General features: G+C 65.9%; 22 protein-coding genes. 16 read left to right on the forward strand and 6 right to left on the reverse strand.

Annotated features, from left to right (window positions below):
* Positions 1-35: 35 nt before the first annotated feature.
* Positions 36-674: a maleylacetoacetate isomerase gene (gene maiA / locus ACOABP_RS24960; RefSeq protein WP_474228316.1), complete on the reverse strand. Its 639-nt coding sequence runs from the start codon at positions 672-674 to the stop codon at positions 36-38.
* A 235-nt stretch (positions 675-909) separates the two neighbouring features.
* On the opposite strand from maiA, the gene ACOABP_RS24965 reads away from it, so the two are divergent.
* The 12 genes from ACOABP_RS24965 to paoC all read left to right on the forward strand — a co-directional run bounded on the left by ACOABP_RS24965 (position 910) and on the right by paoC (position 16,308).
* Positions 910-1,620: a YceH family protein gene (locus ACOABP_RS24965; protein WP_474228318.1), complete on the forward strand. Its 711-nt coding sequence runs from the start codon at positions 910-912 to the stop codon at positions 1,618-1,620.
* Positions 1,621-1,717: 97 nt separating this feature from the next.
* A complete protein-coding gene (locus ACOABP_RS24970; RefSeq protein ID WP_474228319.1) occupies positions 1,718-2,923 on the forward strand; it encodes a hypothetical protein in 1,206 nt (401 codons plus the stop codon).
* Positions 2,924-3,083: 160 nt separating this feature from the next.
* On the forward strand, positions 3,084-3,956 hold the full coding sequence (locus ACOABP_RS24975; RefSeq protein WP_474228320.1) for an oxidoreductase: 873 nt from the start codon (positions 3,084-3,086) through the stop codon (positions 3,954-3,956).
* 318 nt (positions 3,957-4,274) lie between these two features.
* Entirely contained in the window at positions 4,275-5,420 is a 1,146-nt protein-coding gene (flhB, locus tag ACOABP_RS24980) for a flagellar biosynthesis protein FlhB (protein WP_474228321.1), read from the forward strand.
* The gene (gene flhA, locus ACOABP_RS24985; protein ID WP_066742603.1) at positions 5,417-7,504 is read left to right on the forward strand and encodes a flagellar biosynthesis protein FlhA; all 2,088 of its coding nucleotides are present in this window, start codon (positions 5,417-5,419) and stop codon (positions 7,502-7,504) included. Before flhB ends, flhA begins: the two co-directional genes overlap by 4 nt.
* Before the next feature lie 10 nt (positions 7,505-7,514).
* On the forward strand, positions 7,515-10,112 hold the full coding sequence (gene flhF / locus ACOABP_RS24990) for a flagellar biosynthesis protein FlhF (protein ID WP_474228323.1): 2,598 nt from the start codon (positions 7,515-7,517) through the stop codon (positions 10,110-10,112).
* 12 nt (positions 10,113-10,124) lie between these two features.
* On the forward strand, positions 10,125-10,934 hold the full coding sequence (locus ACOABP_RS24995) for a MinD/ParA family ATP-binding protein (RefSeq protein ID WP_474230540.1): 810 nt from the start codon (positions 10,125-10,127) through the stop codon (positions 10,932-10,934).
* Between the two features lie 109 nt (positions 10,935-11,043).
* Positions 11,044-11,760: an RNA polymerase sigma factor FliA gene (locus ACOABP_RS25000; RefSeq protein WP_066742547.1), complete on the forward strand. Its 717-nt coding sequence runs from the start codon at positions 11,044-11,046 to the stop codon at positions 11,758-11,760.
* Complete coding sequence (locus ACOABP_RS25005) at positions 11,760-12,218, forward strand: flagellar protein FlhE (RefSeq protein WP_474228325.1); 459 nt, start codon at positions 11,760-11,762, stop codon at positions 12,216-12,218. The genes ACOABP_RS25000 and ACOABP_RS25005 overlap by 1 nt, the downstream gene beginning before the upstream one ends.
* 288 nt (positions 12,219-12,506) lie before the next feature.
* A complete protein-coding gene (gene paoA, locus ACOABP_RS25010; protein WP_474228327.1) occupies positions 12,507-13,163 on the forward strand; it encodes an aldehyde dehydrogenase iron-sulfur subunit PaoA in 657 nt (218 codons plus the stop codon).
* Positions 13,160-14,119 (forward strand): FAD binding domain-containing protein, encoded by a 960-nt coding sequence (locus tag ACOABP_RS25015; RefSeq protein ID WP_474228328.1) that lies wholly within the window; start codon positions 13,160-13,162, stop codon positions 14,117-14,119. The genes paoA and ACOABP_RS25015 overlap by 4 nt, the downstream gene beginning before the upstream one ends.
* On the forward strand, positions 14,116-16,308 hold the full coding sequence (gene paoC / locus ACOABP_RS25020) for an aldehyde oxidoreductase molybdenum-binding subunit PaoC (RefSeq protein ID WP_474228330.1): 2,193 nt from the start codon (positions 14,116-14,118) through the stop codon (positions 16,306-16,308). The genes ACOABP_RS25015 and paoC overlap by 4 nt, the downstream gene beginning before the upstream one ends.
* Positions 16,309-16,325: 17 nt before the next feature.
* Here the strand turns inward: paoC and ACOABP_RS25025 are convergent, their stop codons facing one another.
* From ACOABP_RS25025 to ACOABP_RS25045, 5 genes are all read right to left on the reverse strand, one after another.
* Positions 16,326-16,823: a MarR family winged helix-turn-helix transcriptional regulator gene (locus ACOABP_RS25025; protein ID WP_474228332.1), complete on the reverse strand. Its 498-nt coding sequence runs from the start codon at positions 16,821-16,823 to the stop codon at positions 16,326-16,328.
* A gap of 2 nt (positions 16,824-16,825) precedes the next feature.
* A complete protein-coding gene (locus tag ACOABP_RS25030) occupies positions 16,826-17,320 on the reverse strand; it encodes a DUF3237 domain-containing protein (RefSeq protein WP_474228334.1) in 495 nt (164 codons plus the stop codon).
* Positions 17,317-18,468 carry an ABC transporter substrate-binding protein gene (locus tag ACOABP_RS25035; RefSeq protein WP_474228336.1) on the reverse strand — a complete coding sequence of 384 codons (1,152 nt, stop codon included), beginning with the start codon at positions 18,466-18,468 and terminating at the stop codon, positions 17,317-17,319. Before ACOABP_RS25035 ends, ACOABP_RS25030 begins: the two co-directional genes overlap by 4 nt.
* A 35-nt stretch (positions 18,469-18,503) precedes the next feature.
* A complete protein-coding gene (locus ACOABP_RS25040) occupies positions 18,504-19,763 on the reverse strand; it encodes a flavin-dependent oxidoreductase (protein ID WP_474228338.1) in 1,260 nt (419 codons plus the stop codon).
* 83 nt (positions 19,764-19,846) lie between these two features.
* A complete protein-coding gene (locus ACOABP_RS25045) occupies positions 19,847-21,070 on the reverse strand; it encodes an NAD(P)/FAD-dependent oxidoreductase (protein WP_474228340.1) in 1,224 nt (407 codons plus the stop codon).
* 344 nt (positions 21,071-21,414) lie between these two features.
* Between ACOABP_RS25045 and ACOABP_RS25050 the strand changes: the two genes are divergently transcribed.
* The 4 genes from ACOABP_RS25050 to ACOABP_RS25065 all read left to right on the forward strand — a co-directional run bounded on the left by ACOABP_RS25050 (position 21,415) and on the right by ACOABP_RS25065 (position 24,636).
* Positions 21,415-22,095, forward strand: a complete 681-nt coding sequence (locus ACOABP_RS25050) for a hypothetical protein (protein ID WP_474228342.1) — start codon at positions 21,415-21,417, stop codon at positions 22,093-22,095.
* A 72-nt stretch (positions 22,096-22,167) separates the two neighbouring features.
* On the forward strand, positions 22,168-23,205 hold the full coding sequence (locus ACOABP_RS25055; RefSeq protein ID WP_474228344.1) for an ABC transporter substrate-binding protein: 1,038 nt from the start codon (positions 22,168-22,170) through the stop codon (positions 23,203-23,205).
* Between the two features lie 10 nt (positions 23,206-23,215).
* Complete coding sequence (locus ACOABP_RS25060) at positions 23,216-24,178, forward strand: isopenicillin N synthase family dioxygenase (protein WP_474228345.1); 963 nt, start codon at positions 23,216-23,218, stop codon at positions 24,176-24,178.
* Positions 24,175-24,636 (forward strand): VOC family protein, encoded by a 462-nt coding sequence (locus ACOABP_RS25065; RefSeq protein WP_474228347.1) that lies wholly within the window; start codon positions 24,175-24,177, stop codon positions 24,634-24,636. Before ACOABP_RS25060 ends, ACOABP_RS25065 begins: the two co-directional genes overlap by 4 nt.
* The last annotated feature ends 26 nt before the right edge of the window (positions 24,637-24,662 follow it).

Consider the following 24,662-nt stretch of genomic DNA (forward strand, 5'->3'; position numbering starts at 1 on the left):
CGCCGGCTCTCCGGCCCCCATCCGCCCCCCGGCGACTACGTGCGCGGCGCCGGCGCGTTCTGCGCGAAGGCGGGGATGTCGTGCAGGCGCGTGACGATTTCCGCGATGTTCGGCCAGCGCTGCGGCGCATCGAAGCCCATGCGCGCCGCGCTGATGACCTGCGGGAACAGGTAGATGTCGGCAATCGTCGGCAAATTTCCCACCACATAGGGCCCTGTGCGGCGTGCGGCCAGGCGGTCTTCGACGGCGGTCAGGCCGACATCGACCCAATGGCGGACCCATGCGGCGACGCCATCGGCATCCATGCCCGGAATCTGCGACAGCCGGGCGGCCACCCGAGGCGGCAGCAGGGCATGGATCTCGCTGGCAATCGCCAGTGCAATGGCACGGGCGAACGCGCGGTCTTCCGGGTCGGCGGGCAGCAATGGCGGCGCGCGGAACCGTTCATCCAGGTATTCGATGATTGCCAGCGATTGCGTGATCAGCTCGCCAGTGTCGGTCTCCAGTGCCGGTACGAGCCCCTGCGGGTTGATTGCGCGGTACGCCGACTGACGCGACTCTGCTGCATCGCCGAAGATGGTGACGGGCTGGACGTCCACCGCCAGTCCTTTGATGGCCAGCGCAATGCGCACGCGCGATGTGGCCGATGAAACCTCGTTGGCATAGAGCTTCATGATGATCCTCCAGGGGTACCGGTTTGCGAAACAGGGCAATGGCTGTAGCGTGAGCGGCCGGCGTATCGGCCGTGTGTCATCGGATCGGCGCCGGGTATGCGTCTGTCTCGGCGCGCCCGGCTGATACATTGCGACACAAAGCCCGCCGCGACGCGCAGGGCGGTTGCATCGCCGCCGCCCTTGCGCTTCAATGGGCGCCTTGGCCTTCGGGCCCGCCAACCTGCCGATGTCATTCATGGACCAGACCCCCGACACCCCTTCGCGCCCCGCCTTGCGCACGCTCACGCCGCTGGAGGCGCGCGTGGTGGCCGTATTGCTGGAAAAGCAGTACACCGTGCCCGACACCTACCCGCTGTCGCTGAACGCGCTGGCGTCCGGCTGCAACCAGAAAACCGCGCGCTCGCCGGTGATGAGCGTGACCGAGGACGAAATCCTGACCGCCATCGACGGCCTGAAGTCGTTGAGCCTGGTGTTCGAGGGCAGCAGCAGTCGCGTACCGCGCTTCGAACAGAACCTGGGCAAGGTGCTGGGCGTGCCGAGCCAGTCGGCCGCGTTGCTGTCCACGCTGATGTTGCGCGGTCCGCAGACGGCGGCCGAACTGCGGCTGAATTCGGCACGGCTGCATGCCTTCGCGGATATCTCTTCGGTGGAGGCATTTCTGGACGAACTGGCCGAGCGCTCGCCGGCGCTGGTGGTCAAGCTGCCCCGCGCACCCGGCGAGCGCGAAAACCGCTGGATGCACCTGCTCTGCGGTGAAGTCGCCATGCCGGAGCCCGCTGCGGCAACGCCACGCGGCGGCGCGGAATCGGCCGCGTCGCCATCGGAATTCGAAGCCCTGCGCATCAGCCATCGCGCACTGGAAGACAAGGTGACACGGCTGCAAGCCCTGGTGGTGGAAATGGCCGGGCAACTCGGCATCGAGATCGAGCCCGGCCGTCTCGATTGAGACGAATCTGAAAGGCTGTCACAACATGTGTCCAACGGGGCCACGGTGCGTGATGCGGTGTTAGCCTCCTTCGCGTGTTCAAGCGAAGGAGGTCACGATGGAAATGCGGAATCTCGGTTCCACGACAGTCCGGATGCCGATCGCTGGTATCGATCCCGCGCAATCCGGCGGGTCGGACCGGCCGCTGGATGAGCGTATCGACCCTGCACTTCAGCGCATGGTCAGGTCGGCGCGGGAATCGCTGCAGGCCCGGCACCGCCGCCAGCGTGCCGAGGATGCCAGCGCACTGATCCAGCGCTGGAAGACCGAAGGCGTCTATCCGTTCGAAGGCATTGCCGAGGACGCCATCGAGGTGGCGCGCCGCGAGCGGTTCGACATCTGCGCGCTGGGCATACACGAACATCTGGAAGTCTTTCGCTCGGGCCGTCAGCAAGACCGCCGTTTCACCCTGGGCATGCTCAAGGCCACGCTGGAAGACAGCCCCTCGACCCTGCGGTATCTGCTGGCCGAAGTGCTGAGGCTGCCGGCGGACAAGGCGGAGGAACTGCAGGGGTTGCTTGAACTGACGTCGCTGACGTCGATGATCGAATGCAGCACGATGGTAACGGAGCGCCTTCGCTTTCTTACTGGCTTGGAGGAACTGCTATTCGATATTGGAAGCAAGCGCGGATTCAAGGAGCGCGGAGAGCTTCATCGCATGCTGGCCAATGAAACTTGGGTATTCGGGGAAGAGTTCCGGCTCACGAGCGACGGCGAAAGCCTGAGCACGGTACTGCGCAAGCACGTCAAAAAGCTGGACATGGGCAAGGGCTGGTATCAGCAGTCCGTGCTCCGGGACGATGGCAGGCAGGGTTTCATCGACTTCGTACTTGGCCGCGAAGTCCCGGCCTATGCAAGCGCGCGCCGAGAGTTTCTGGTGGTTGAACTCAAGCGCCCAATGAAGAAGATCGATCTTGCGGCAAAAGCGCAGATTGAAAGCTACGCCATGGCCGTGGCATCCGACGAGCGGTTCGATACCCGTCATACCCACTGGACGTTCCTGGCCGTGTCGAATGAACTTACGCCCGCTGCCTTGCGAACTTTGCGACATCCCACTGGTGCGTTCGGGTGCTTTCACGAAGATCCGACGTTGCGCATCGGGCTGGCCACCTGGGCGGGCATTCTGAACTCCTCCCGTGTTCGGCTGGAGGCATTCCGGGCCAAACTGAACCATACCGTTACGCGCGACGAGGGGCTGGCTTGGCTGCGCCACCGCTATGCCGAATATCTGCCGGAAGCCTTCTGGGCCGCCTTGAACACGTAGCGCCAATAGAAACTATTAGTTGCTATTGGCGCAATCCACATCACCATTGTTTGAGAACGACTGCCTGCCTACCATGGGTCTCAACGGCGCCGCTGCCGCACCAGACAAGGCAAGACGGCTCCGGAACGCTAACCCGATCCGAAAATTCCAGGAGTCAGTCATGTCCCAATCGATCCAGTCCCAGAACAATGGCAGCAAGGTTTGGTTTGTCACCGGCGCGTCGCGTGGTTTCGGCACGTTGATCGTGCGTGCCGCGTTGCAGCGCGGTGATCGTGTGATTGCTACTGCACGCAACCCCCTGCAGGTGGTCGAAGCCTTCGGCGACCAGCCGAACCTGCTGGCGGTAAAGGTCGACGTCACCCGCGAGGAAGATGCCGTCGAGGCGGTGCGTCAGGGTGTCGAACGTTTCGGCCGTATCGATGTGCTGGTCAATAATGCCGGGTTCGGCCTTCTCGGTGCCGTCGAGGAAACGTCAGTAGCCGAAGCGAAGGCTAACTTCGACACCAATGTATTCGGCTTGCTGGCCGTGTCGAGGGCAGTGCTGCCGCAGATGCGCAAGCAGCGTGGCGGCCATGTGATCAATATCTCGTCGCTGGGTGGCTACTCGGCCTACTACGGCTGGGGCGTCTACGGTGCGTCGAAGTTCGCGGTGGAAGGGCTGACGGAAGCCATGTCGCAGGAACTGGCGCCGCTGGGCATCCACGTGACAGTTGTCGAGCCGGGCTTCTTCCGCACGGACTTCCTCAACGACAACTCGCTGGTGTCGACCAAGGCCATCATCGATGACTATGCCGGGACGGTGGGCCAGATGCGTGTGTTTGCCAAGGGTGCCAACCATGCGCAGCCGGGCGACCCCAACAAGCTGACCGCAGCCATCCTGCGCCTGGCCGACAGCGAGCGTCCGCCGCTGCGTCTGCCGCTGGGTTCCGATGCCGTGGCGCGTATCGAAGCCAAGCACCAGGCGGTAGAGACCGAGCTGGCGGCATGGCGCGCGCTGTCGATGTCGACCGACCACGAGGATGTGGTTCGCTAAGGCGGCCGCCGTCCGGCAAGAGCCGCAAGCAACCTGCATGTATACAGAGACAGGGCCGGCGATCCCGCCGCCGGTTCTGGATGTCACGCGCAATCTGTGACATCATCGGTGCCGATCCCGTCCGAACCGGGCGAGATCGGCACAATCTGGCGTTCTGGCCCTAAAGATCGCCTGCCCCCGGGCCGTTATTTCCGCTGCCCCCCTCATTCCTGAAACAGGCACCTGTTTCCCCGCCTTTTCCCCCCAATGCCTTGCCCCTCGGGATTTGATAATCCTCGGTGACGAAGTGCCGCCCGCGTGCTTCGCACTGGAGCATTCATGTCCGAGGAAAGCGATCTCGAGAAAACCGAACCCGCCTCACCCCGGCGCCTTGAAAAGGCGCGCGAGGAGGGGCAGGTGGTGCGTTCGCGCGAGCTTGGCACGTTCGTGATGCTGATGACGGGCGTGCTGGGCCTGTACGTCATGGGCGGCACGCTGGGCCGCAAGCTGAATTCGGTCATGCAGGCAACGCTGGCCTTCGAGCCGGCCACGGCTTTCGACACCAACCGCATGCTGTCGCAGTTCGGCATGGCGATCTGGGACAGCCTGCTGGTGTTTTTCCCGCTGCTGCTGATGTTTGGCGTGGCGGCCCTGGTGGCACCGCTGGCGCTGGGCGGCTGGAGTTTCTCGACCAAGTCGTTCTCGCCCGATTTCTCGCGTCTGTCGCCGCTTCAGGGCCTTGGCCGCATGTTCTCGGCGCACACGGTCGTGGAACTGATCAAGGCCATCGCCAAGTCGCTGCTGGTGGGCTGCGTGGGTGCCTGGATGGTCTGGCACAAGCTGCCCGAGGCCATCGCGCTGATGAATGCGCCGGTCCACGAAGCGCTGCTGCACATGATGGAGATGGTGCTCTACGTGTGCGGCGTGGTGGCGGGGTCGCTGCTGCTGGTCGCGGTCATCGACGCGCCGTGGCAGCTCTGGACGTTCTACAAGAAGCTCCGCATGACCAAGGAAGAGGTCAAGCAGGAGATGAAGGAAACCGATGGCGATCCGCACATCAAGGCCCGTATCCGTCAGCAACAGCGGGCCATTGCGCGGCGCCGGATGATGTCCGAAGTGCCCAAGGCCGACGTGGTGGTGACCAACCCCACCCACTTTGCCGTGGCACTGAAATACGACGAAGGCGCACGCTGGAACGCGCCGCGCGTCGTGGCAAAGGGCGCAGATGAAGTGGCCGCTCGCATTCGCGAGCTGGCCAGGGAGCATCGCGTGCCGGTACTGTCCGCTCCGCCGCTGGCGCGGGCGCTGCACCGGCACGTGGAACTGGGCCACGAAATCCCTGCGGGCCTGTATACCGCCGTGGCCGAGGTCCTGGCCTGGGTCTATCAATTGAAGAACTGGCACTACAGCTACGGTCCGCAGCCCGATTCGCCGACCGAACTGCTGGTGCCGGATGAACTTGCCGTACCGGAAAGCCGCGCATGAACGCACTGACCAACCTTTTCAACATGCCCGCACTGCGGGGTGGCGCCCAGATGAAGGCGCTGGCTGGCCCGCTGCTGATCGTCATGATCCTCGGCATGATGATCCTGCCGCTGCCGGCGTTCATCCTGGACCTGCTGTTCACCTTCAACATCGCGCTGTCGATCATGGTGCTGCTGGTGGGCATGTACACCCAGCGCCCGCTGGACTTTGCCGCCTTCCCGGCCGTGCTGCTGTTCTCCACGCTGCTGCGCCTGTCGCTGAACGTGGCGTCCACGCGCGTGGTGCTGCTCGAAGGCCATACCGGCCCCGACGCCGCCGGCAAGGTGATCGAGGCGTTCGGCCACTTCCTGGTGGGCGGCAACTTCGCCGTCGGTATCGTGGTGTTCGCCATCCTGGTCGTGATCAACTTCATGGTGATTACCAAGGGTGCGGGCCGTATCGCCGAAGTTGGCGCGCGCTTCATGCTCGATGCGATGCCCGGCAAGCAGATGGCGATCGACGCCGACCTGAACGCCGGCCTGATCAACGAGGAAGGCGCCCGCAAGCGCCGCTCCGAAGTGGCCCAGGAATCGGACTTCTACGGTGCCATGGACGGTGCGTCGAAGTTCGTGCGCGGCGACGCCATCGCCGGCCTGCTGATCATGTTCATCAACGTGGCCGCCGGCATGGTGGTGGGCATGGTGCAGCACGATCTGGACTTTGGCACCGCCGTCCACAACTACACGCTGCTGACGATCGGTGATGGCCTGGTGGCGCAGATTCCGGCGCTGGTGATCTCCACCGCAGCCGGTGTGATCGTGTCGCGCGTGTCGAACGAGCAGGACGTTGGTCAGCAGCTGACCGGCCAGCTGTTCTCGAACCCGCGCGTGATGTTCATCACCGCCGCCATCATCGGCACCATGGGCCTGATCCCGGGCATGCCGCACTTTGCCTTCCTGCTGCTGGCCGGCGGACTGATCTGGTTCGGCCGCTATCAGATGCGCCGCGAGGTCACGGCCACCGAGACCAAGGCCAAGGAAGAGCGCAGCCCCGCCGTGCAGGCCGAGGTGGCCGAAGCCACGTGGGAAGACGTCACGATGGTCGACCCGCTGGGCATGGAAGTGGGTTACCGCCTGATCACGCTGGTGGATCGTGCACAGAACGGCGAACTGCTGGGCCGTATCAAGAGCATCCGCAAGAAGATGGCGCAGGACATTGGGTTCCTGGTGCCGGTGGTGCATATCCGCGACAACCTCGAACTGAAACCGAACGCGTACCGCATCACGCTCAAGGGCGTGGAAATTGGCAGCGGCGAAGCCAACCCGGGTCAGTGGATGGCCATCAACCCGGGCCAGGTCAGCGGCACGCTGCCCGGCGCCACCACGCGCGACCCCGCCTTTGGCCTGCCGGCCGTGTGGATCGACGCCGCGCTCAAGGAACAGGCGCAGGCCTACGGCTACACGGTGGTGGACGCCAGCACCGTGGTCGCCACGCACCTGAATCACGTGATCCAGATGCACGCGTCCGAACTGCTGGGCCGCCAGGAAGTGCAGGCGCTGCTGGACCGCATCACCAAGGAAGCCCCGAAGCTGACCGAAGACCTGGTGCCGAAGACGATCTCGCTGACCGGCCTGCAGAAGGTGCTGCAGAACCTGCTGGACGAAGGCGTGGCGATCCGCGACATGCGCACCATCCTGGACGTGGTGGCCGACAACGCCCCGAAGATCAACGATCCGGCCGAGCTGACCACGCTGGTGCGTGTGTCGCTAGGCCGTGCGATCACGCAGCAGCTGTTCCCGAACAACGCCGACATGCAGGTGATCGGGCTCGACGCCGGGCTGGAGCGCGTGCTGACGCAGGCGCTGGCCAACGGCGGCGGCATCGAGCCGGGCCTGGCAGATGCGCTGCTGCAGCAGGCACAGGGCGCCGTAGTGCGTCAGGAACAACTGGGCCTGGATCCGGTGCTGCTGGTGCCGCCGCCGATGCGCCCGCTGATGGCGCGCTTCCTGCGCCGCACGCTGCCGCAACTGAAAGTGCTGTCGCACGCCGAAGTACCGGACAACCGCAATATTCGCATCACCGCCATGATCGGCGGCGCAGCGTGAGGACTGAACAATGAGCGTGGCAAAGTTTGTGGCGGCCAACGGCCGCGAAGCGATGCGCAAGGTGCGCGAGGCCATGGGCCCCGACGCCGTGGTGCTCTCCAACCGTTCCATCGAGGGCGGCGTGGAAATCGTGGCGATGCGCGACACGGACCTGGGTGCCGTGAGCGCCGGCGCGCAGCTGTACCAGCCGTCCGCCCTGGCGTTGCCGCCTTCGCTGTCGACTTCCCTCTCGTCGCCAATCTCGTCGCCGTCCCCGCTGCCGATGCTGCAGTCGCTGCATGACCTGCATCCGGCCAGCCCCCAGCCGTTCATGCCGCTGGGTGCCATGTCGGCACCGGCCGCCTTGTCCGGCGCCGTTGGGCAGGAAGACGCGATGCTGGGCGACCTGCGGGGTGAGCTGGCGTCGATGCGGTCGATGCTGGAACGCCAGTTCGCGGGGCTTTCGCAAGGTGCGAACGGCGTGGCCGCAGGCGATCCGCTGCGCGAATCGTTGTTCGAATGGATGGTCAACGCGGGCTTCTCGGGCCAGCTGTCGCGCACGCTGCTGTCGCGCCTGCCGGTGGGCACCGACCGTCCGGCCGCCATGGCCTGGATCCGCCAGGAGCTGGCAAGCAAGGTGCCGGTGCTGGCCGACGAGGATTCGCTGTTCGCCCAGGGTGGCGTGCTGGCGCTGATCGGCCCGACCGGCGTGGGCAAGACCACCACCACCGCCAAGCTGGCCGCGCGCTTCGTGCTGCGCCACGGCCCGCAGAGCCTGGCGCTGCTGACGACCGACCGCTTCCGGATCGGCGCCCACGAGCAGCTGCGCATCTACGGTGACATCCTTGGCGTGCCGGTGCACGCCGTGAAGGACGCCGCCGACCTGCGCTTCGCGCTGTCGGCCATGAAGGACAAGCACCTGGTCATCATCGATACGGTGGGCATGAGCCAGCGCGACCGCAGCCTGTCCGACCAGATCGGCATGCTGGCCGGTGTGCAGGCGCCGATGCAGCGCGTGCTGCTGCTCAACGGCGCGGCGCACGGCGATACACTCAACGAAGTGGTGCATGCCTATCGTAACGACGCTGCCGGCGCCGCCGGTGGCATCGACGGCTGCATCATCAGCAAGCTCGACGAAGCCACGCACCTGGGCTCGGTGCTGGACGTGGTGATCCGCCACCGCCTGCCCGTGTTCTATGCATCCACCGGCCAGCGCGTGCCGGAACACCTGGAACTGGCACAGGGGAGCGCCCTGGTCGAGCGCGCGTTCCTGACGCCGCGCCGTGGCTCGCTGTTCAATGACGCCGACGTGGCGCGCCGCCAGGCGGGCGCCGTCGAGACGGCCGCGCCGAACAAGACCGAACGTAGCGGCGCGGACGACATGCTGCGTTCGCTGACCGACAGCGCCAATGCCGTCGGGGTTTGCGTCGACGAACTCAACGCGGCCCAGTACGGCTTCGACGTGGCCCGCCAGCTCTGGCAGCATCGCACGGCCGGCGTGTCGGCGCTGCGCCCGATGGTGCAGCAGGTTCGCCTGGCCATGTGCCGCGATGCCAGCCGTGCGTGCGAGCGCTACGTGCTGGCCGTCACGCAGAGCGTGGCCCAGACCGTGCAGGGGCGCCGCGCGCCGCAGATGATGCAGCACACGCTGTGGCTGGCCGACCGCGACGGCATGCCGCTCGCCAGCACCGTGGTGCCGGTGGGCCGTGCGCGCCAGTCGCTGACCGAAGCCGAGGCCGATGCCGAAGCCGCCACCGTGCGTGCCACGCTGGCCGCCGCCCGTACCGTGGTCAACCTGAATACCTCGTTGCCCGGCACCGCCACGCTGGCACGCTGGCAACAACTGGGCGAGCGCTGGGTGGCCGGCACGCGCAAGACCACGCGCGTGATTGCCGATGGCCTGGCCAACAAGCTCGATACCGTTGCCGATTCGCTGACGTTCCACGCGGTGGGCGACGTGACCTGCCGCGATCGCGCCGCCGCGCACTGGCTGGCGCACTGCCTGGTCCGCATTCCCGAAGGCCAGGTGCGTACTGCCGCGCGTGGCCGCGGCAATGGCGCCGAGGCCGGCATCGAGGCCTGCCTGGTGGTGTCGCGCATGGTCGATCACGAAACCGCCGACACGCTGTCCGTGGAATACGCGCTGTGCGATCCGGCGCTGGCTGACGACGCGTCGCAAGTGGCGCGCTGGCTGCACTGGACGGTCGCCGCCGAGGAACAGTTCCGCACGCTGCGCCACGCCGTGGAGCACTTCGCGCAGGAAGGCGATGCCGATGCATCGCTGTGCGCCGGCATGGTGGCCGTACAGCTGGGCCTGACCGCGCTGCGCCTGCAACACACGCCCACGCCCACCGCGCCGGCATTCCTGTCGCGCCTGGCCGGCCGGGCTTCGGCACGCGTCAATGCGCCGGTGCCGGGCGCCGTCCTCAACGAGGGCATGGGCCGTCTGCTGGCACTGCTCGACGTGCTCGAAAACTACCCGGGCCGCGGCATGGCAGCGGCCATGCCGATGATCGAAGATGCACCGGAGCCGGCGGCATCCGCAATGCATGCGATGCAAGCCATGGACACCATGGACGCGCTGGTCGCCATCGAAGACACGCCGCAGCTTGCGGCCGCCGGGGAGTAAGCGTTGAACACGATGGCCTCCGATCAGGCCGAAAGCCTGCGCCGCCTGCTGGCACCGCGCGTCACGCGGCGCATCGCCGTGGTGGGCGCGGAGCAGGGTGTCGGCACCACCACGGTGGCGCTGGGCCTGGCCAATGCGCTGTCGATGCAGGGCGAGCGCGTGCTGCTGGTGGACGAAGACATGTACGGCGCTCGGGCAATGCGCCCGGCCGGTGCCGCGCCGGTCGCCACGCTGGCCGATGTACTGGACGGCCGTGCGCCGCTGGCCGTTGCGGCCGGCACGCGCGGTGCCAGCGGCATTGCCGTATTGCAGGCAGGAGCGATTGCCGCCCGCCCCGACGAACGGGCGCTGGCGGCGCGACTGCCTGACGTGCGCTCGATGCTGGTCGATGCCCGCCGCGATATCACCGGCGCGCTGTCGCCGCTGGCAGGCATGGCCCACAACTTTGTGATCGTCATGCGCCCCGAGGCCACGTCGATCACCGCCGCCTATGCATGCATCAAGCGGCTGCATCACGAATACGCATGCCGTCATTTCCAGCTGGTCGTCAACCTGGCGGCAGCGGAAGGAACGGTCACGGCGCTCGCGCGCAACCTGGCCCGCACCGCGAGCCAGTATCTGGGCGTGGAGGCCAGCCTGGCAGGGTACCTGCCGATGGATCCGCTGGTGGCGCGTGCGCTCCAGCTGGGACGGTGCGTGGTGGAGGCGTACCCCGCCGCCGCGGCCACCGGTGCGTTGCGGCACATCGCCAGCAGTATCGGCGCATGGCCGCTGCGTCACGAAGCATCGTCCCTGGGAATGGCCTCGGCCGTTGCCGCATAAACGCAAGAACAAGAAGTCTCGACAAGACCGGAAACTCAGCCTGCCAGCCGCCGATTCTCAGCCTCTCCGGCGCTGGCACAAACAGTAAGCATTTAACGAGAGTTCCACCATGTATACGATTCAGGGAAAGCTCGAGCAGGCGGATGTGGTCAAGTCACACGCGCCACTGGTGCGGCGCATTGCGCTGCAGCTGGCGGCCAAGCTGCCCGCCAGCGTGCAGATCGACGACCTGATACAGGCCGGCATGATCGGCCTGCTCGACGCCGCCAAGCGCTATGAAGACAACCATGGCGCCCGGTTCGAGACCTACGCAAGCCAGCGCATTCGCGGCGCCATGCTCGACGAGGTGCGCGCCAACGACTGGCAATCGCGCAGCCTGCGCCAGTTCACGCGCAAGATCGAGCGCACGCAGCGCCAGCTGGAGCAGAAGCTTGGCCGCACGCCGATCGATTCCGAGGTGGCCAAGGAACTGGAGATGCCGCTCGAGGAATACCAGGAGCTGCTCAACGAGGTCTATGGCTGCCAGCTGCTGCACTACGAGGATTTCGAGCGCTCGGGCGAGGAGGACTTCCTCGATCGCCATCTGGGTGTCACCGACGATGCCAACCCGCTGACCGTGCTGATGGAATCGGGCATGCGCGAGGCGCTGATCCGCGCCATCGACAAGCTGCCCGAGCGCGAGAAGCTGGTGCTGTCGCTGTGCTACGACCAGGAACTGAACCTGCGCGAGATCGGCGCGGTGCTGGAAGTGACCGAATCGCGCGTGTGCCAGATCCGCAGCCAGGCCATCGGCCGCCTGCGCACCCAGCTGCGCGGGATGCTGTGATGCGACGCGCCCTGGTCCTGGCCGTGCTGTGCGCGATGGGTCCAGTGGCAGCCCACGCGCAGACCTACGCTCCGGTCTTCACGAAAGCCACCTATGAACTGACCGGCTCGCGCTTTGCGTGGACGGCATCGTCGGTAGGGCCGCAGATCACGAACAAGGGCCAGCGTGCCCTGTCTTCGCCCGTGGTGCCGCTGGCAACGATGCCGCAGGCCATGGGCCGCATTACGTCCGTGCGCTGGCGCTACAGCTTCACGCGCACGCCGCCCGTGGACCTGCAGGCATATCTGTGCAATGCCGACCGCTGCGTGCTGCTGACGGGCGCCGAGGGCAAGACCGATGCCTTTGTCGGCGACGATGCCACCAAGGGCTTTGTCTTTGCGTATCGCGTACCGGGCCAGGGCGGACTCACGCCGATGCTCCAGGGCCGCAGCAACGAGGTGACCGTCAGCTACCGCTGAGATCCCGAGTTTTCACCGGCCATCCCTGGCCGACCCGATCCACGCCGATCTTCCCGCAGGTCTCCCGCCTTGCCGCTGGCGCCCGTGCCGCCGGTGGCACGCTTCATGCGCCTTTCCGCCCTGGCAACGTGCGGCAAGCGTGACATCTGTTCCCTGTGCAATCGGTGTGCATATTTACGGCGGCATTGTGTCTGCAATGCCCGCTGGCGCCATGTAATTCCTACGTGCAAGTCCCGCCACGTTGCCATCGTCTGTCCGTCATCTGTCAGCCAGAAAGGATCCAGCGACATGGAAGATTTCAGCGACATCAAGCTTTCGCGGCGGGAATTCGTGATGGCAGGCGCGGCTTCGGTGAGTGCCGCCGCCTTGCCCGCAGGGGCCGCCTCCGTCACTGCGCCCGCATCGGCGGTAACGCCCGCCGCCCTGAAGCCGGTGGCTTCCAACGTATCGTTCATCGTCAACGGGCAACCGCGCTCGCTGACGCTAGACACGCGCACCACCCTGCTGGATGCGCTGCGCGAACACCTGCACCTGTCCGGCACCAAGAAGGGCTGCGACCACGGCCAGTGCGGCGCCTGTACGGTGATTGTCGATGGCCGGCGTCTCAATTCATGCCTGACCCTGGCGGTCATGCACGAGGGGGCCCGGATCACCACGGTGGAAGGGCTCGGCACGCCGAACAACATGCATCCGATGCAGGTGGCCTTCGTCAAGCATGACGGCTACCAGTGCGGCTATTGCACGCCGGGCCAGATCTGCTCGGCGGTCGCCGTGCTCGACGAGGTACGCGCCGGTATCCCGAGCCACGTCACGCCAGACCTGAACGCGCGGCCGCACCTGTCGCCAGGAGAAATCCGCGAGCGGATGAGCGGCAATATCTGCCGCTGCGGCGCGTATTCGAACATCCTCGATGCCATTACCGAGGTCGCGGGGAGCCAGACATGAACCCCTTTACCTATGAGCGCGTGGCGACGCCCGCCGATGCGGCGGCAGCCGCGATGAAGACGCCGGGTGCCCGCTTTATCGCCGGCGGCACCAACCTGCTCGACCTGATGAAGCTTGGCATCGAATCGCCGATGCATCTGATCGACGTGAACGGCCTGGCGCTGGACAAGATCGAGCCATTGCAGCAAGGCGGACTGCGCATCGGCGCGCTGGTGCGCAATACCGACCTGGCCGCCGACCCGCGCGTGCGGCGCGATTACGGCGTGCTGTCGCGTGCGTTGCTGGCGGGCGCGTCCGGCCAGCTGCGCAACCGCGCCACCACAGCCGGCAACCTGCTGCAGCGCACGCGCTGTCCGTATTTCTACGACACGGCCCAGCCGTGCAACAAGCGCCAGCCGGGCAGCGGCTGCGCGGCGATTGGCGGCTTCAGCCGGCAGCTGGCCGTGATCGGCGGCAGCAACGCGTGCATTGCCACGCATCCCAGCGACATGGCCGTGGCAATGCGCGTGCTGGATGCCAGCGTGGAGACGGTGCGTGCCAATGGCGCGCACCGCGTCATCCCGATTGCCGATTTCCATCGTCTGCCCGGCGATACGCCGCATATCGAAACAGTGCTCGAACGCGGCGAACTGATCACGGCGGTGACGCTGCCGCCTCCGGTTGGTGGCACGCAGCTCTATCGCAAGGTGCGCGACCGTGCGTCGTATGCGTTTGCGCTGGTCTCGGTCGCGGCGATCCTGCAGCGCGATGGCACGGGGCGGGTCGCCCTGGGCGGCGTGGCCCACAAGCCGTGGCGGTTGGATGCCGCCGATGCCGAACTGCCGCACGGACCCACGGCCGTCACGCAGCGGTTGCTGGACGGCGCCACACCGCAGCCCGACAACGCGTTCAAGGTGCAACTGGTGCGGCGCACGCTGGCCGCCGTGATCACGCAGGCAAACGGGGCCAAGCCATGAAATTCGACACACCGGCCACTACCAATCCCATCGACGCTGGCCGCGTGGTCGGGCAGGCGGTGGACCGCATCGACGGCGCGCGCAAGACCACCGGCACGGCCACCTATGCCTATGAATGGCACGAGGTAGCCCCGAACCCCGCCTATGGCTACGTGGTGGGTGCAGGCATCGGCAAGGGTCGCATCCGCGCCATGCATCTGGACGATGCGCGCCGCGCACCCGGCGTGCTGGCCATCGTCACCGCGCAGAACGCCGGCAAGCTGGGCAAGGGCAAGCGCAATACCGCCAGGCTGCTGGGCGGCCCCGAGATCCAGCACTATCACCAGGCTATCGCGCTGGTGGTGGCCGACACGTTCGAGCAGGCCCGCGCAGCCGCGCAGCTGATTCGCGTGGACTATGCGCCGGAGAAGGGCCGCTTCGACCTGGAAGATGCGTGCTGCTGGGCCAGCAAGCCCAGGAAGGACGCGAATCCGGATACGGCGGTGGGCGACTTCGCGGGCGCGTTTGCGGCGGCTCCGGTGCAGCTGGACGCCCGCTACACCACGCCCGATCAGTCGCACTGCATGATGGAGCCGCATGCGTCGATGGCGGCCTGGTCGGGTGACAAGGTCACGGTCTGGACATCGAACCAGATGGTGGCGTGGGCGCACGAGGATATGGCGACGACGCTGGGCATTCCGAAGGAAAGGGTGCGCATCGTTTCGCCCTTCATCGGCGGGGGTTTTGGCGGCAAGCTGTTCCTGCGCGCCGAATCTCTGCTGGCCGTGCTGGGCGCACGCGCCGTGCACCGGCCGGTCAAGGTGGCCCTGACGCGCCCGCTGATGCCCAACAACACCACGCACCGGCCCGCCACCATCCAGCGCATTCGCATTGGCGCCAATCGCGACGGCAAGATCACGGCCATCGGCCACGAGAGCTGGTCTGGCGATCTCGAAGGCGGCCAGCCCGAGACAGCCGTGATGCAGACGCGCCTGCTCTATGCCGGCGCCAATCGCATGACGTCGATGCGGCTTGCCACGCTGGACATGCCCGAAGGCAACGCGATGCGCGCGCCGGGCGAGGCGCCAGGGCTGATGGCGCTGGAAATCGCCATGGACGAGATGGCGGTGAAGCTCGGCATGGACCCGGTGCAGTTCCGCATCCTCAACGACACGCAGGTCGACCCCGAGAAGCCCGAGCGGCCATTCTCGCAACGCCACTTCGTCGAATGCCTGCGCCTGGGTGCCGAGCGCTTTGGCTGGAGCCGCCGCAATCCGCAGCCGGGGTCGATGCGCGAAGGGCAGTGGCTGGTTGGCATGGGCATGGCGTCGGCGTTCCGGAACAACCTGGTGACCAGGTCGGGCGCGCGGGCCAGCATCGATTCCAGCGGGATGGTCGTGGTGGAAACCGACATGACCGATATCGGCACCGGCAGCTACACGATCATCGCGCAGACCGCTGCCGAGATGATGGGCGTGCCGCTAGACCGCGTGGTCGTGCGGCTTGGCGATTCGGCCTTCCCGGTATCGTCGGGGTCGGGCGGCCAGTGGGGCGGCAACAGTTCCTCGTCGGGCGTCTATGCGGCCTGCGCGAAGCTGCGCCAGACCGTGGCCGGGCGCGCGGGCCTGAAGGCCGAAGACGCGGTATTCGAGGGTGGGCAGGTGCGCGCTGGCGGACGCAGCGTGCCGCTGGCGCAGTTCGCGGGGGTGTCCGCCGAGGATGCCATCGAGTTCGGCGATCTCGACAAGAAGTACCAGCAATCCACATTCGGCGGGCATTTCGTGGAGGTGGCGGTCGACCTCGCCACGGCGGAAGTGCGCGTGCAGCGGATGCTGGCCGTGTGCGCGTCTGGGCGGATCCTGAATCCGAAGTCGGCGCGCAGCCAGGTAATCGGTGCCATGACGATGGGCGTGGGCGCGGCGCTGATGGAGGCGCTGCACGTCGACAAGCGCGTGGGCTTCTTCGCCAACCACGACCTGGCAAGCTACGAGGTGCCGGTACACGCCGACATCCCGCACCAGGAGGTCATCTTCCTTGACGAGACCGACCCGATCTCGTCGCCGATGAAAGCCAAGGGGGTGGGCGAACTGGGTATCTGCGGCGTGGCGGCAGCAGTGGTGAATGCCGTGTATCACGCCACCGGCGTGCGCGTGCGCGACTATCCGGTGACGCTGGACAAGCTGCTGGCGGGCATGCCGGTGGTGGCCTGACGGCTGGCGCCGGAAAGCTAGCGCCCCAGCTTTTCCAGCAAGCCCTTCAGCACCGTCTGTTCTTCATCCGATAACCCCGCCGCGATGCGCGCATCATGCGCGCACACGGCGGCTGTCACTTCCTTCAGCGTCTTGCGGCCGGCATCGGTCAGCGCCAGGCCAAACGCCCGCCGGTCGGTGGGCGATGGCAACCGCCTCACCAGATCCATGGACTCCAGCGCGTCCACCAGCAACACGGCACCGGAGCGCGCGATGCCCAGGATCTGCGCCAGATCGGTCAGCTTGAGGTCGGGATTGCGCGCAATGATCTGCAGGGCCGAAAAGCGCGGCGGCGTGATGTTCCACGCGGCCAGCGATGCGACGAAATCCTCGTAGACGCGAATCTGCGCCCGCCGGATTGCATATCCGACCAGTGAATCGAGCACGCCATAGTCCACGTTCGGCAGGTGTGGCTCGAAGTGAGTGCCGTTGGGGTCGGGCGCGAGCGCGTCGCGCGGCTTGCGGGGAGGTGCCATGCCTATCTGACCAGGAAGTAACGCAGCTCGACCCGATCCGGGTAGCGCGCGCCTGCTGCCACGAACAGGTGCTGCATCAGCCAGCGATACTGCGGCGCGGCGGTCTCGAAGCGCGGTGCGGTACGGAAATAGATCTCCGAGGGGTCCACCTGCTCGCCACGGTTGAGACGCGCGATGACGGCGGCGCTGCCGCTGCGCACCCCGGCATTGACGATATAGATCCGGGCGCCGTCGTCGGTCTCCAGCACGTATCGTGCTTCGATATCGGCAGTGGTGACGTTGCTGCCATCGTCATGGCGGATCAGCTGGAAGTCGGCCCCGCCGGACAGGATGCGCCCGTTCAGGCGCGGGCCACGCACCGTGCCCGACAGGATGGGGATCACGCGACGCTGTCCGAGCGGCGTGACGCCAACCTCGGTAGGGGCGGCCACCTGCAGGCTGAAGTCGGCAACGGGTTCCAGTGTCGGCAGCGCAATGCCGGCGTTCGCGGAGGTCATTTGACGAGCTTCCAGTTGCCGTTGTCGATGGTCAGCAGCACGCGGCCACGCTGGTCGAAGCCGAAATGGTCCTGCGCGGTGTAGTTCAGCACGCCGTGCGACACCACGATATCGCGCTCGCTTTCCAGTGCATCCTTGAGGGCCTTGCGAAACTCCGGCGTTCCCGGCCTGGCCTTCTTCAGCGCCACCGGCACGATGCGTTGCAGCACCAGGCCGGCATCATACGGATGCGCGCCGAACTGCGTGCGGCTCTCGGGGCCATACTGTTTCTCGTAGCGCGTCACGTAGTCCATGCCGGGCTGCTTGACCGGGCTGGACGCCGGCAACTGCTCGGCCACGATAACCGGTCCAGCCGGCAGGATGGCGCCATTGACCGCCTTGCCGCCGATCCGGATCAGGTCGCGCGTGGCGGCGCCATGGGTCTGGTAGATCGGCCCGGTATAGCCGCGCTCGCGCAACGTGGTGTGCGGCAGGGCCGCACCGGTACCGGCACCGGCGATCAGCACGGCATCTGCGCGGGCTGCAATCAGCTTCAGCGCCTGGGCCGTGACGCTGGTGTCCGAGCGGGCATAGCGCTCGGTGGCGATCACGCGGATGCCGTTGGCCTGCGCCGCCGAGGTGAACTCCTTGAGCCAGGTCTCGCCATAGGCATCGGCAAAGCCGATAAACGCCACGGTCTTCACGCCGTTCGCCTTGGCGGCGCCGGCCACGGCATCGGCCATCAGCCGCACCGGCTGCGCCAGCCGGTACGTCCACGCACCGCGACCCGGCTTCAGTTCGATTGGCGAGAACGCCAGTTGTACGGTCTGGCTTTCGTCCGCGACTTCGGAAATCGCAATCGAGGGCGCCACGGCGGAAGAGCCAAGAATGATGTCGACCTTGTCTTCCGTGACGAAGCGCCGGGCGATCTTGGTGCCCTGTGTCGGGTCAGAGCCATCGTCCATGACGATGTAGTGAATCTTCTCGCCGGCAATCGTCTCGGGCAGGAACGGCATGGTGTTCTTCTGCGGAATGCCGAGCGATGCCGACGGCCCCGTGGACGCGATGCTGACGCCGACGGTCACGTCTGCCTGCGCGGTGCCGCTGCCCAGGACCAGGGCGAGTGCGGCCAGCGCAAGGCTGCCGCGAGGGGTACGGAAGTGGGGCATGTTTTTGTCTCCTCCGATCTTGTTCTGTGGATGGCCTATGGTTTTCGGATCTGCAACTGCTGCTGTCCGAAGCCGGCGAGCGTCTTGTAGCGCTGGGAAATGGCCTCGAGCTCGCTGCGCGGGATGACATCGTCGATACGGGCGAAGCCCTGCGGCGCGCGCACTTCGGCCAGCTGCATGACCTGCTCGGGGCCGTTCATGCGGTTGCGCAGCACGATGCCCGCCGTGCGCGGCAGCCGTTCGGCCTCGTATTCGCGCAGTGCGTAGTCGATGTCGCGCTCGGCAAGCAGGCAGTCGGTCAGGTAGCGGGCGTCGACAATGGCCTGAGCGCTGCCATTCGAGCCGATCGGATACATCGGATGCGCGGCGTCGCCCAGCAGCGTGATGCGGCCGAACGTCCAGCGCGGCAACGGGTCCTTGTCGACCATCGGGAACTCAAAGATAGCCTCGGCGCCATCGATCAGCGCCGGAATGTCGATCCAGTCCCAGCGCCAGCGCTCGAATGCGTTCCGAAAGACCGACTTGTCGACCTGCCGGTTCCAGTCGCTGCGCGGTGGGGTGTCGGGGTAGTCGTCGGGTACGCGCAGTTCGGCAATCCAGTTGATACGCGACCGGCCCTGCGCGCGCAGGGGTTCCGAAATCGGATAGGCCACGAACTTCTGGTCCTGATGGCCCGCCATGAACATCGAGCGGCCGTCGAGACAGGAGGCGGCGTCGGTGGTGGCGCGCCACAGCAAGCGGCGCGAGAACCGGGGCGCATCGCCAGTCGGGTAGAAATGGCGGCGTACCGCCGAATGAATACCGTCAGCGCCAACCAGCACATCGGCGGTGGCTTCGACCAGCGCATCGTCGCCGCGGCGCCTGAGCGTGAAACGCGCCGGCTCGCCGTTGCCGCCGGTGCTGATGATCGACTCCAGCGCATGGCCGGCATGCACGCGGTCGGTTCCCAGCCGGGCCAGCGCGGTCTGGTACAGCAACATCTGGAATTCGCCGCGATGCACGGAGAACTGCGGCCAGTCATAGCCGGCCGCGCGACCGCGCGGCTCATGCCAGATCTGCTGGCCGAGCTTGTTGTAGTAGGACAGTGACGAGGTCTCGATGGCGATGCGTGCCAGGTCGTCCTGCAAGCCCAGTATGGACAGCTCGCGTACCGCATGCGGCAGCAGATTGATGCCGACGCCCAGCGGCCGCAGCTGTTCGCTGGCTTCCCAGACTTCGACATCGAACCCTTGCTGATGACAGAGCAGGGCAAGCGTGAGCCCGCCGATACCGCCGCCGGCGATCGCGATCTTCATGTGTCTCCTCCCCGGCGCCGCCGCCGAATTGTTCTACTGTATAACTAATTGCCGGCGAGGGGATCTAGCGATTTCCCTGAGCGTCACGTGGCAAGCAATGCGTCGGCGATCCGTTCGGCGGTGGGGATGGAGTCGGTCAGTCCCAGATGACCATGACCAACGGCAAGCCACAAGCCGCGATGGCCGTCGGCCTGACCGACCACGGGCACCGAATCCGGCATGCAGGGACGGTGGCCCATCCAGGTGGTGACCGCGCTGTGCTCCAGGCCCTTGAAGGTCTGTCGCGCGATCCCTTCCAGGATGGCGGCGCGGCGCGGATCGGGCGGGCGCTTCAGTCCCGCGATCTCGACGGTGCCGCCGACGCGCAGCCCTTCTTCCATTGGCGTGACGAAGATCTTGTGGTCGGTCAGCACCACGGTGCGCGACACTACATCGCGCATGCCCGTGAACTGCACGTGGTAGCCGCGCTGGCTCTCCAGTTGCAGCCGTACGCCCAGCGGGTCTAGCAGATGTCGTGACCAGGCGCCGGCCGCCACGACCACGTGGTCGGCGGCATGTGTGCCGTTCGCCCCATGCAGCGTCCAGCCGGCAGTGCCGGAGGTGATCCGCTGGATATCGTCAAGCACAAGCTCGCCGCCGCGCGACACGAACGCATCGGCAACCGCGCGCGTATAGCGCGCGGGATTCAGGATCGTGCCGTGATCGGCCAGATAGATCGCGGCCTGATAGCGCGCGGCGACGCCGGGCTCCAGTGCGTCGATGCCGGAACGATCGAGCGTCTCGAACCGGAAGCCAAACCGTTGACGGAGTTGCCACGCCGCGCCATCGGCCTGCAGCGCCGCCGCGCTGGGATAGAGATGCAGATGGCCACGCCGCATGAAGAGTTCGGGCACGCCGATTTCGCTCGCCAGGGCCTCGTGCTTGTCGACGGCCCCCGCATGCAGCGCCGCCAGCGCGGCGGCTGCGCGCTCTACGCGCTCCGGCGTGGCCGACAGTACGAAACGCGCGAGCCACGGCGCGGCGGCCGGCAGATAGCTCAGCGGCAGGCGCAGCGGACTGTCGGGATCGGCCAGCATCTTCGGCACCGACGCCAACACCCCTGGCATGGCCAGCGGCGCAATGGAACTGACGCTGATCGCCCCGGAGTTGCCGTAGCTGCAGCCACTGGCCGGCCCCTCCCGATCGATCAGCGTCACCGTCGCGCCGCGCTTGCGCAGCATCAACGCGATGCAACTGCCGACAATGCCGGCGCCAATCACCGTGATGCGCGGGGCAGATGAGGTGGAGGAGGGAGTGGGGGCAGTCATGGCGGACAAGGTGCGCAAGGATTGCGGAGAGCAGATGCGCCGAGCCGTTGAAGGCAACGTCCAAGCCACAGCACATCCGCGCAAATAAGTTGGCCCGCGCGAGGCGGGCCGATCAGACCTAGAGTCATCACCGGCATGTACATCCGGGAGTGGACAGATTAGGGCAGCGGGCAAATTATGCGCCGCTGTCTCATGGATTTCAATCGTTGTCGATGATTCAATGGCTTGCCAGCAACTGCCTAACGACGAGGTTGATAGTGGAGTGGTCTGAACTGGAGAGAATCTTCTCTGCCGCGAGGCTGGGACGGTACAAGGCAAGGTGCCACGGCAACGAGGACCTGGCCATGGCGGCCTATCATCTCAATTTGTTGCTGTCTGAGGCACTGACGCCATTCTTGAGCACATTCGAGATCGCGCTACGCAATGCTGTTCACAGGCAGCTTTGTCTGCATCATCTTCGCGACGACTGGTGGGAATGCTGGCGCGATGACTCGCAGTTTCAACACCAGCTCAAATACATCTCTCAGGCAAGTGGAAAACTGGCTGTCAGAAAGGAAGTGCCGACCCCCGACAAGATCGTCGCGGAGCTGACGTTCGGCTTCTGGTCGACGATGTTCAATGCTGAATTTCACGTCAGCCTTTGGCCGCGGATTCGCAAAGCCTTTCCGCATTGTCCCAAGGCGCGGCGCAAGCGCGCCACCATCTCGGCAGTCGTCAATCGGGTACGACATCTGCGCAACCGCACGTTTCACCACGAGCCCTTGTTGTGGATCGATGGCGATCTCGAGGCGATTCACAGGGATGGAATAGAACTCCTTCAATGGATGCACGGTGGCATTGGCGCCTGGGTGGCGAAGTTCAACCGGGTTCCTCTCGTCTTGTGGCAATGGAAGGTTATGGAGGCAGTGCTGTGCGCCGTCCCGGCGCATGCTGTCCGCCGTGCTGCCGCATCGCGGTGCAATCCTCGCGCCATTTCCGTGAATGTGGGTGGCACGGAACCTGCTGCACAGGAAACCGGAGAGTAGAAGCGTTCAGCGGCCCGCGCCGCCCGGAAATTGCTCGCCAATGTGCCCACACATCTGTTTCCGGAGCTCTCTATGCGCCGCCGTTCCTTCCTGTGCGCCACTGGCGCCACTGCCCTTTCATCGCTGTTCGCCGCGCCGGCCATCGTGCGCGCCACCGGGTCGCTGCAGAAGTTCAAGTTCAATCTTGGCTGGAAGGTGGAAGCCTCCGGCGCCGGTTTCCTGCTGGCGCTGCAGCGCGGCTACTACAAGGACGCCGGACTCGATGTCGTGATCGATACCGGCAACGGGTCGGCGTCGGCCATCAGCCTGGTTGCGGGCGGAGCCTATGACTGTGCATCGGCGGACCTGGCGGCGATGATCGAATTCAACGCTGCCAATCCGGCCTCTGCACTGAAGGCGGTAGCGATCCAGTACGACCTGAACCCGAATGCGGTGATCGTGCGCAAGGGCGGCGGCATCGTCAAACCTGGCGATCTGGCGGGGAAGGCGATTCTTGGCCAGCCGTTCAACGCGTCGCGCAAGCTCTTCCCGGTGTTCGCCAAGGCGCAGGGCTTTGATCCCTCGACGATCAAGTGGGAAAGCGTGACCCCGGACATCGGCGATACGCGCTTCGTGAAGGGAGACTTCGATGCCGCCGCCTACTTCTATTTCACGGGTCTGCTGAACCTGAAGGCGCGTGGCATGGGCCCGGAGAAGCTGACCGTGTTCCGCTTCTCCGACTACGGCATGAAGTCATACGGCAACGGCCTGGTGGCCAATCGCAAGAGCATGGCTGAACAGCCGGAAGCCATGAAGGCATTCGTCAAGGCGTCCACGCGCGGCTGGATCGAGGCCATGGCAGACCCGAAAGCCGGTGCTGCCGCTGTCAAGGCTCGCGAGCCGCTGGCCGATCAAACGCTGGAGTTCGAACGGCTGAAGCTGATTGTCGATGGCGCGATGCGCACGCCCGATACGTTGCGCGACGGATGGGGCGCCGCCACGCAGACGCGGCTGCAGGCGACGGTGGATGAAACCGTGGGCGCCTTCGGCATCAAGCCGGGCATGACCGTGTCCGATATCTGGACCGACCAGTTCCTGCCGTCGGCGGCAGACCGCAAGCTCAAGGCCTGAGGGGGTGCACATGTCGATCCCCGCTATCGATCTTGCCGATGCGCTGGCGCCCGGTGGCCCGCGTAGTGCCGAGGTGGCGCAGATGTTCCGTGCGGCCGCCATGTCGTCGGGCTTCTTCTATGTCCGCAACCATGGTGTGACGCCAGAGATGATCGCAGGCCAATTCGCACTGGCCGAGGCACTGCTCGACCTTCCGGTTGCCACGCGGCAGGCGCTGGCGATGGCCAATTCGCCCACCATGCGCGGCTTCGAGAATCTGGGCGACCAACGGCTCGATGCCGCCGCCAGGCCCGACCTGAAGGAGAGCTTCTACTGCGGCATGGCCTATCCGGACGATCATCCCTACGTGCTGGCGGGCTACCAGACCTACGGTCACAACCAGTGGCCTGCCGAACTGCCGCACGCGCCAGCGCAGTGCCAGGCGTATATCGATGCCATGCTCGTGCTGTCGCGCCGGCTCATGCAGCTGATGGCGCTATCGCTCGATCTGCCGGAGCCCTACTTCGACCATACGAGCGGAAGCCCGATGGTGACGCTGCGCATGATCCGCTACCCCGCCCATCCGGCCGATGCCGATGCGCGGACATTCGGCGCCGGCGCCCATACGGACTGGGGTGCGGTGACGATTCTGGCGCAGGACGCGCATGGCGGACTGGAAGTCCAGATGCCAGATGGCGATTGGGTACCGGCCACGCCAATGCCGGGCTGCTTTGTCGTGAATCTGGGCGACATGGTGCCGCGCTGGACCAACGGCCGCTACCACTCGAACCCGCACCGCGTGCGCAACGTCCACTCGGGCGGCGCCCCGCGCTATTCGATCCCGTTCTTCTACGAGCCCGACTATCTTGCCCGTATCGAACCGGTGCCGGGCACGCTGCAGGACGGAGAGACTCCGCGCTTCGCGCCCTGCACCGCGGGCGAACACCTGACGGAGATGTACCGGAAAACCTACGTGCCCGAGGTGTCGGCATGAAGCTCTGGTTCAACCTGCTGTGTCGCGATATCGATGCGCAGTTCGCGTTCTACCAGCAATTGCTCGACCTGCCCGAGGCGACGCATAGCTGCTCGCCAATCTATCGTGCGCTGGAAATGCCAGCATTCCAGTTCGGGTTCAATGCGGCGGCGGCGTACGAGTTGCTGGGGATTGGGGGCAGGAAGCCGGTGGACGACAGGGTTGCCCCGGCGATCGCGTACCCGACTTTCATGGTGGCGACGCCTGCAGCTGTCGACAAGGCTTCCAGCCTCACCGAAGCGTCGGGCGGCAAGATCGTCAAGTCGCCCTTCGCCACGTATTACGGCCAATGGCAAACGGTTCTGGAAGATCCGGAGCGCAACGTATTCCGCGTGGCGTGCGAGGTGCTGCCCGAGGGCGTCGAGGCCACGGCACTTGAATCAATGCCAGACAAAAAAACCCACACCCGTCAGCACTGACGGAGTGTGGGCAGCTGGAGCTCCTC

This window comes from Cupriavidus sp. HE11 (assembly GCF_056097175.1).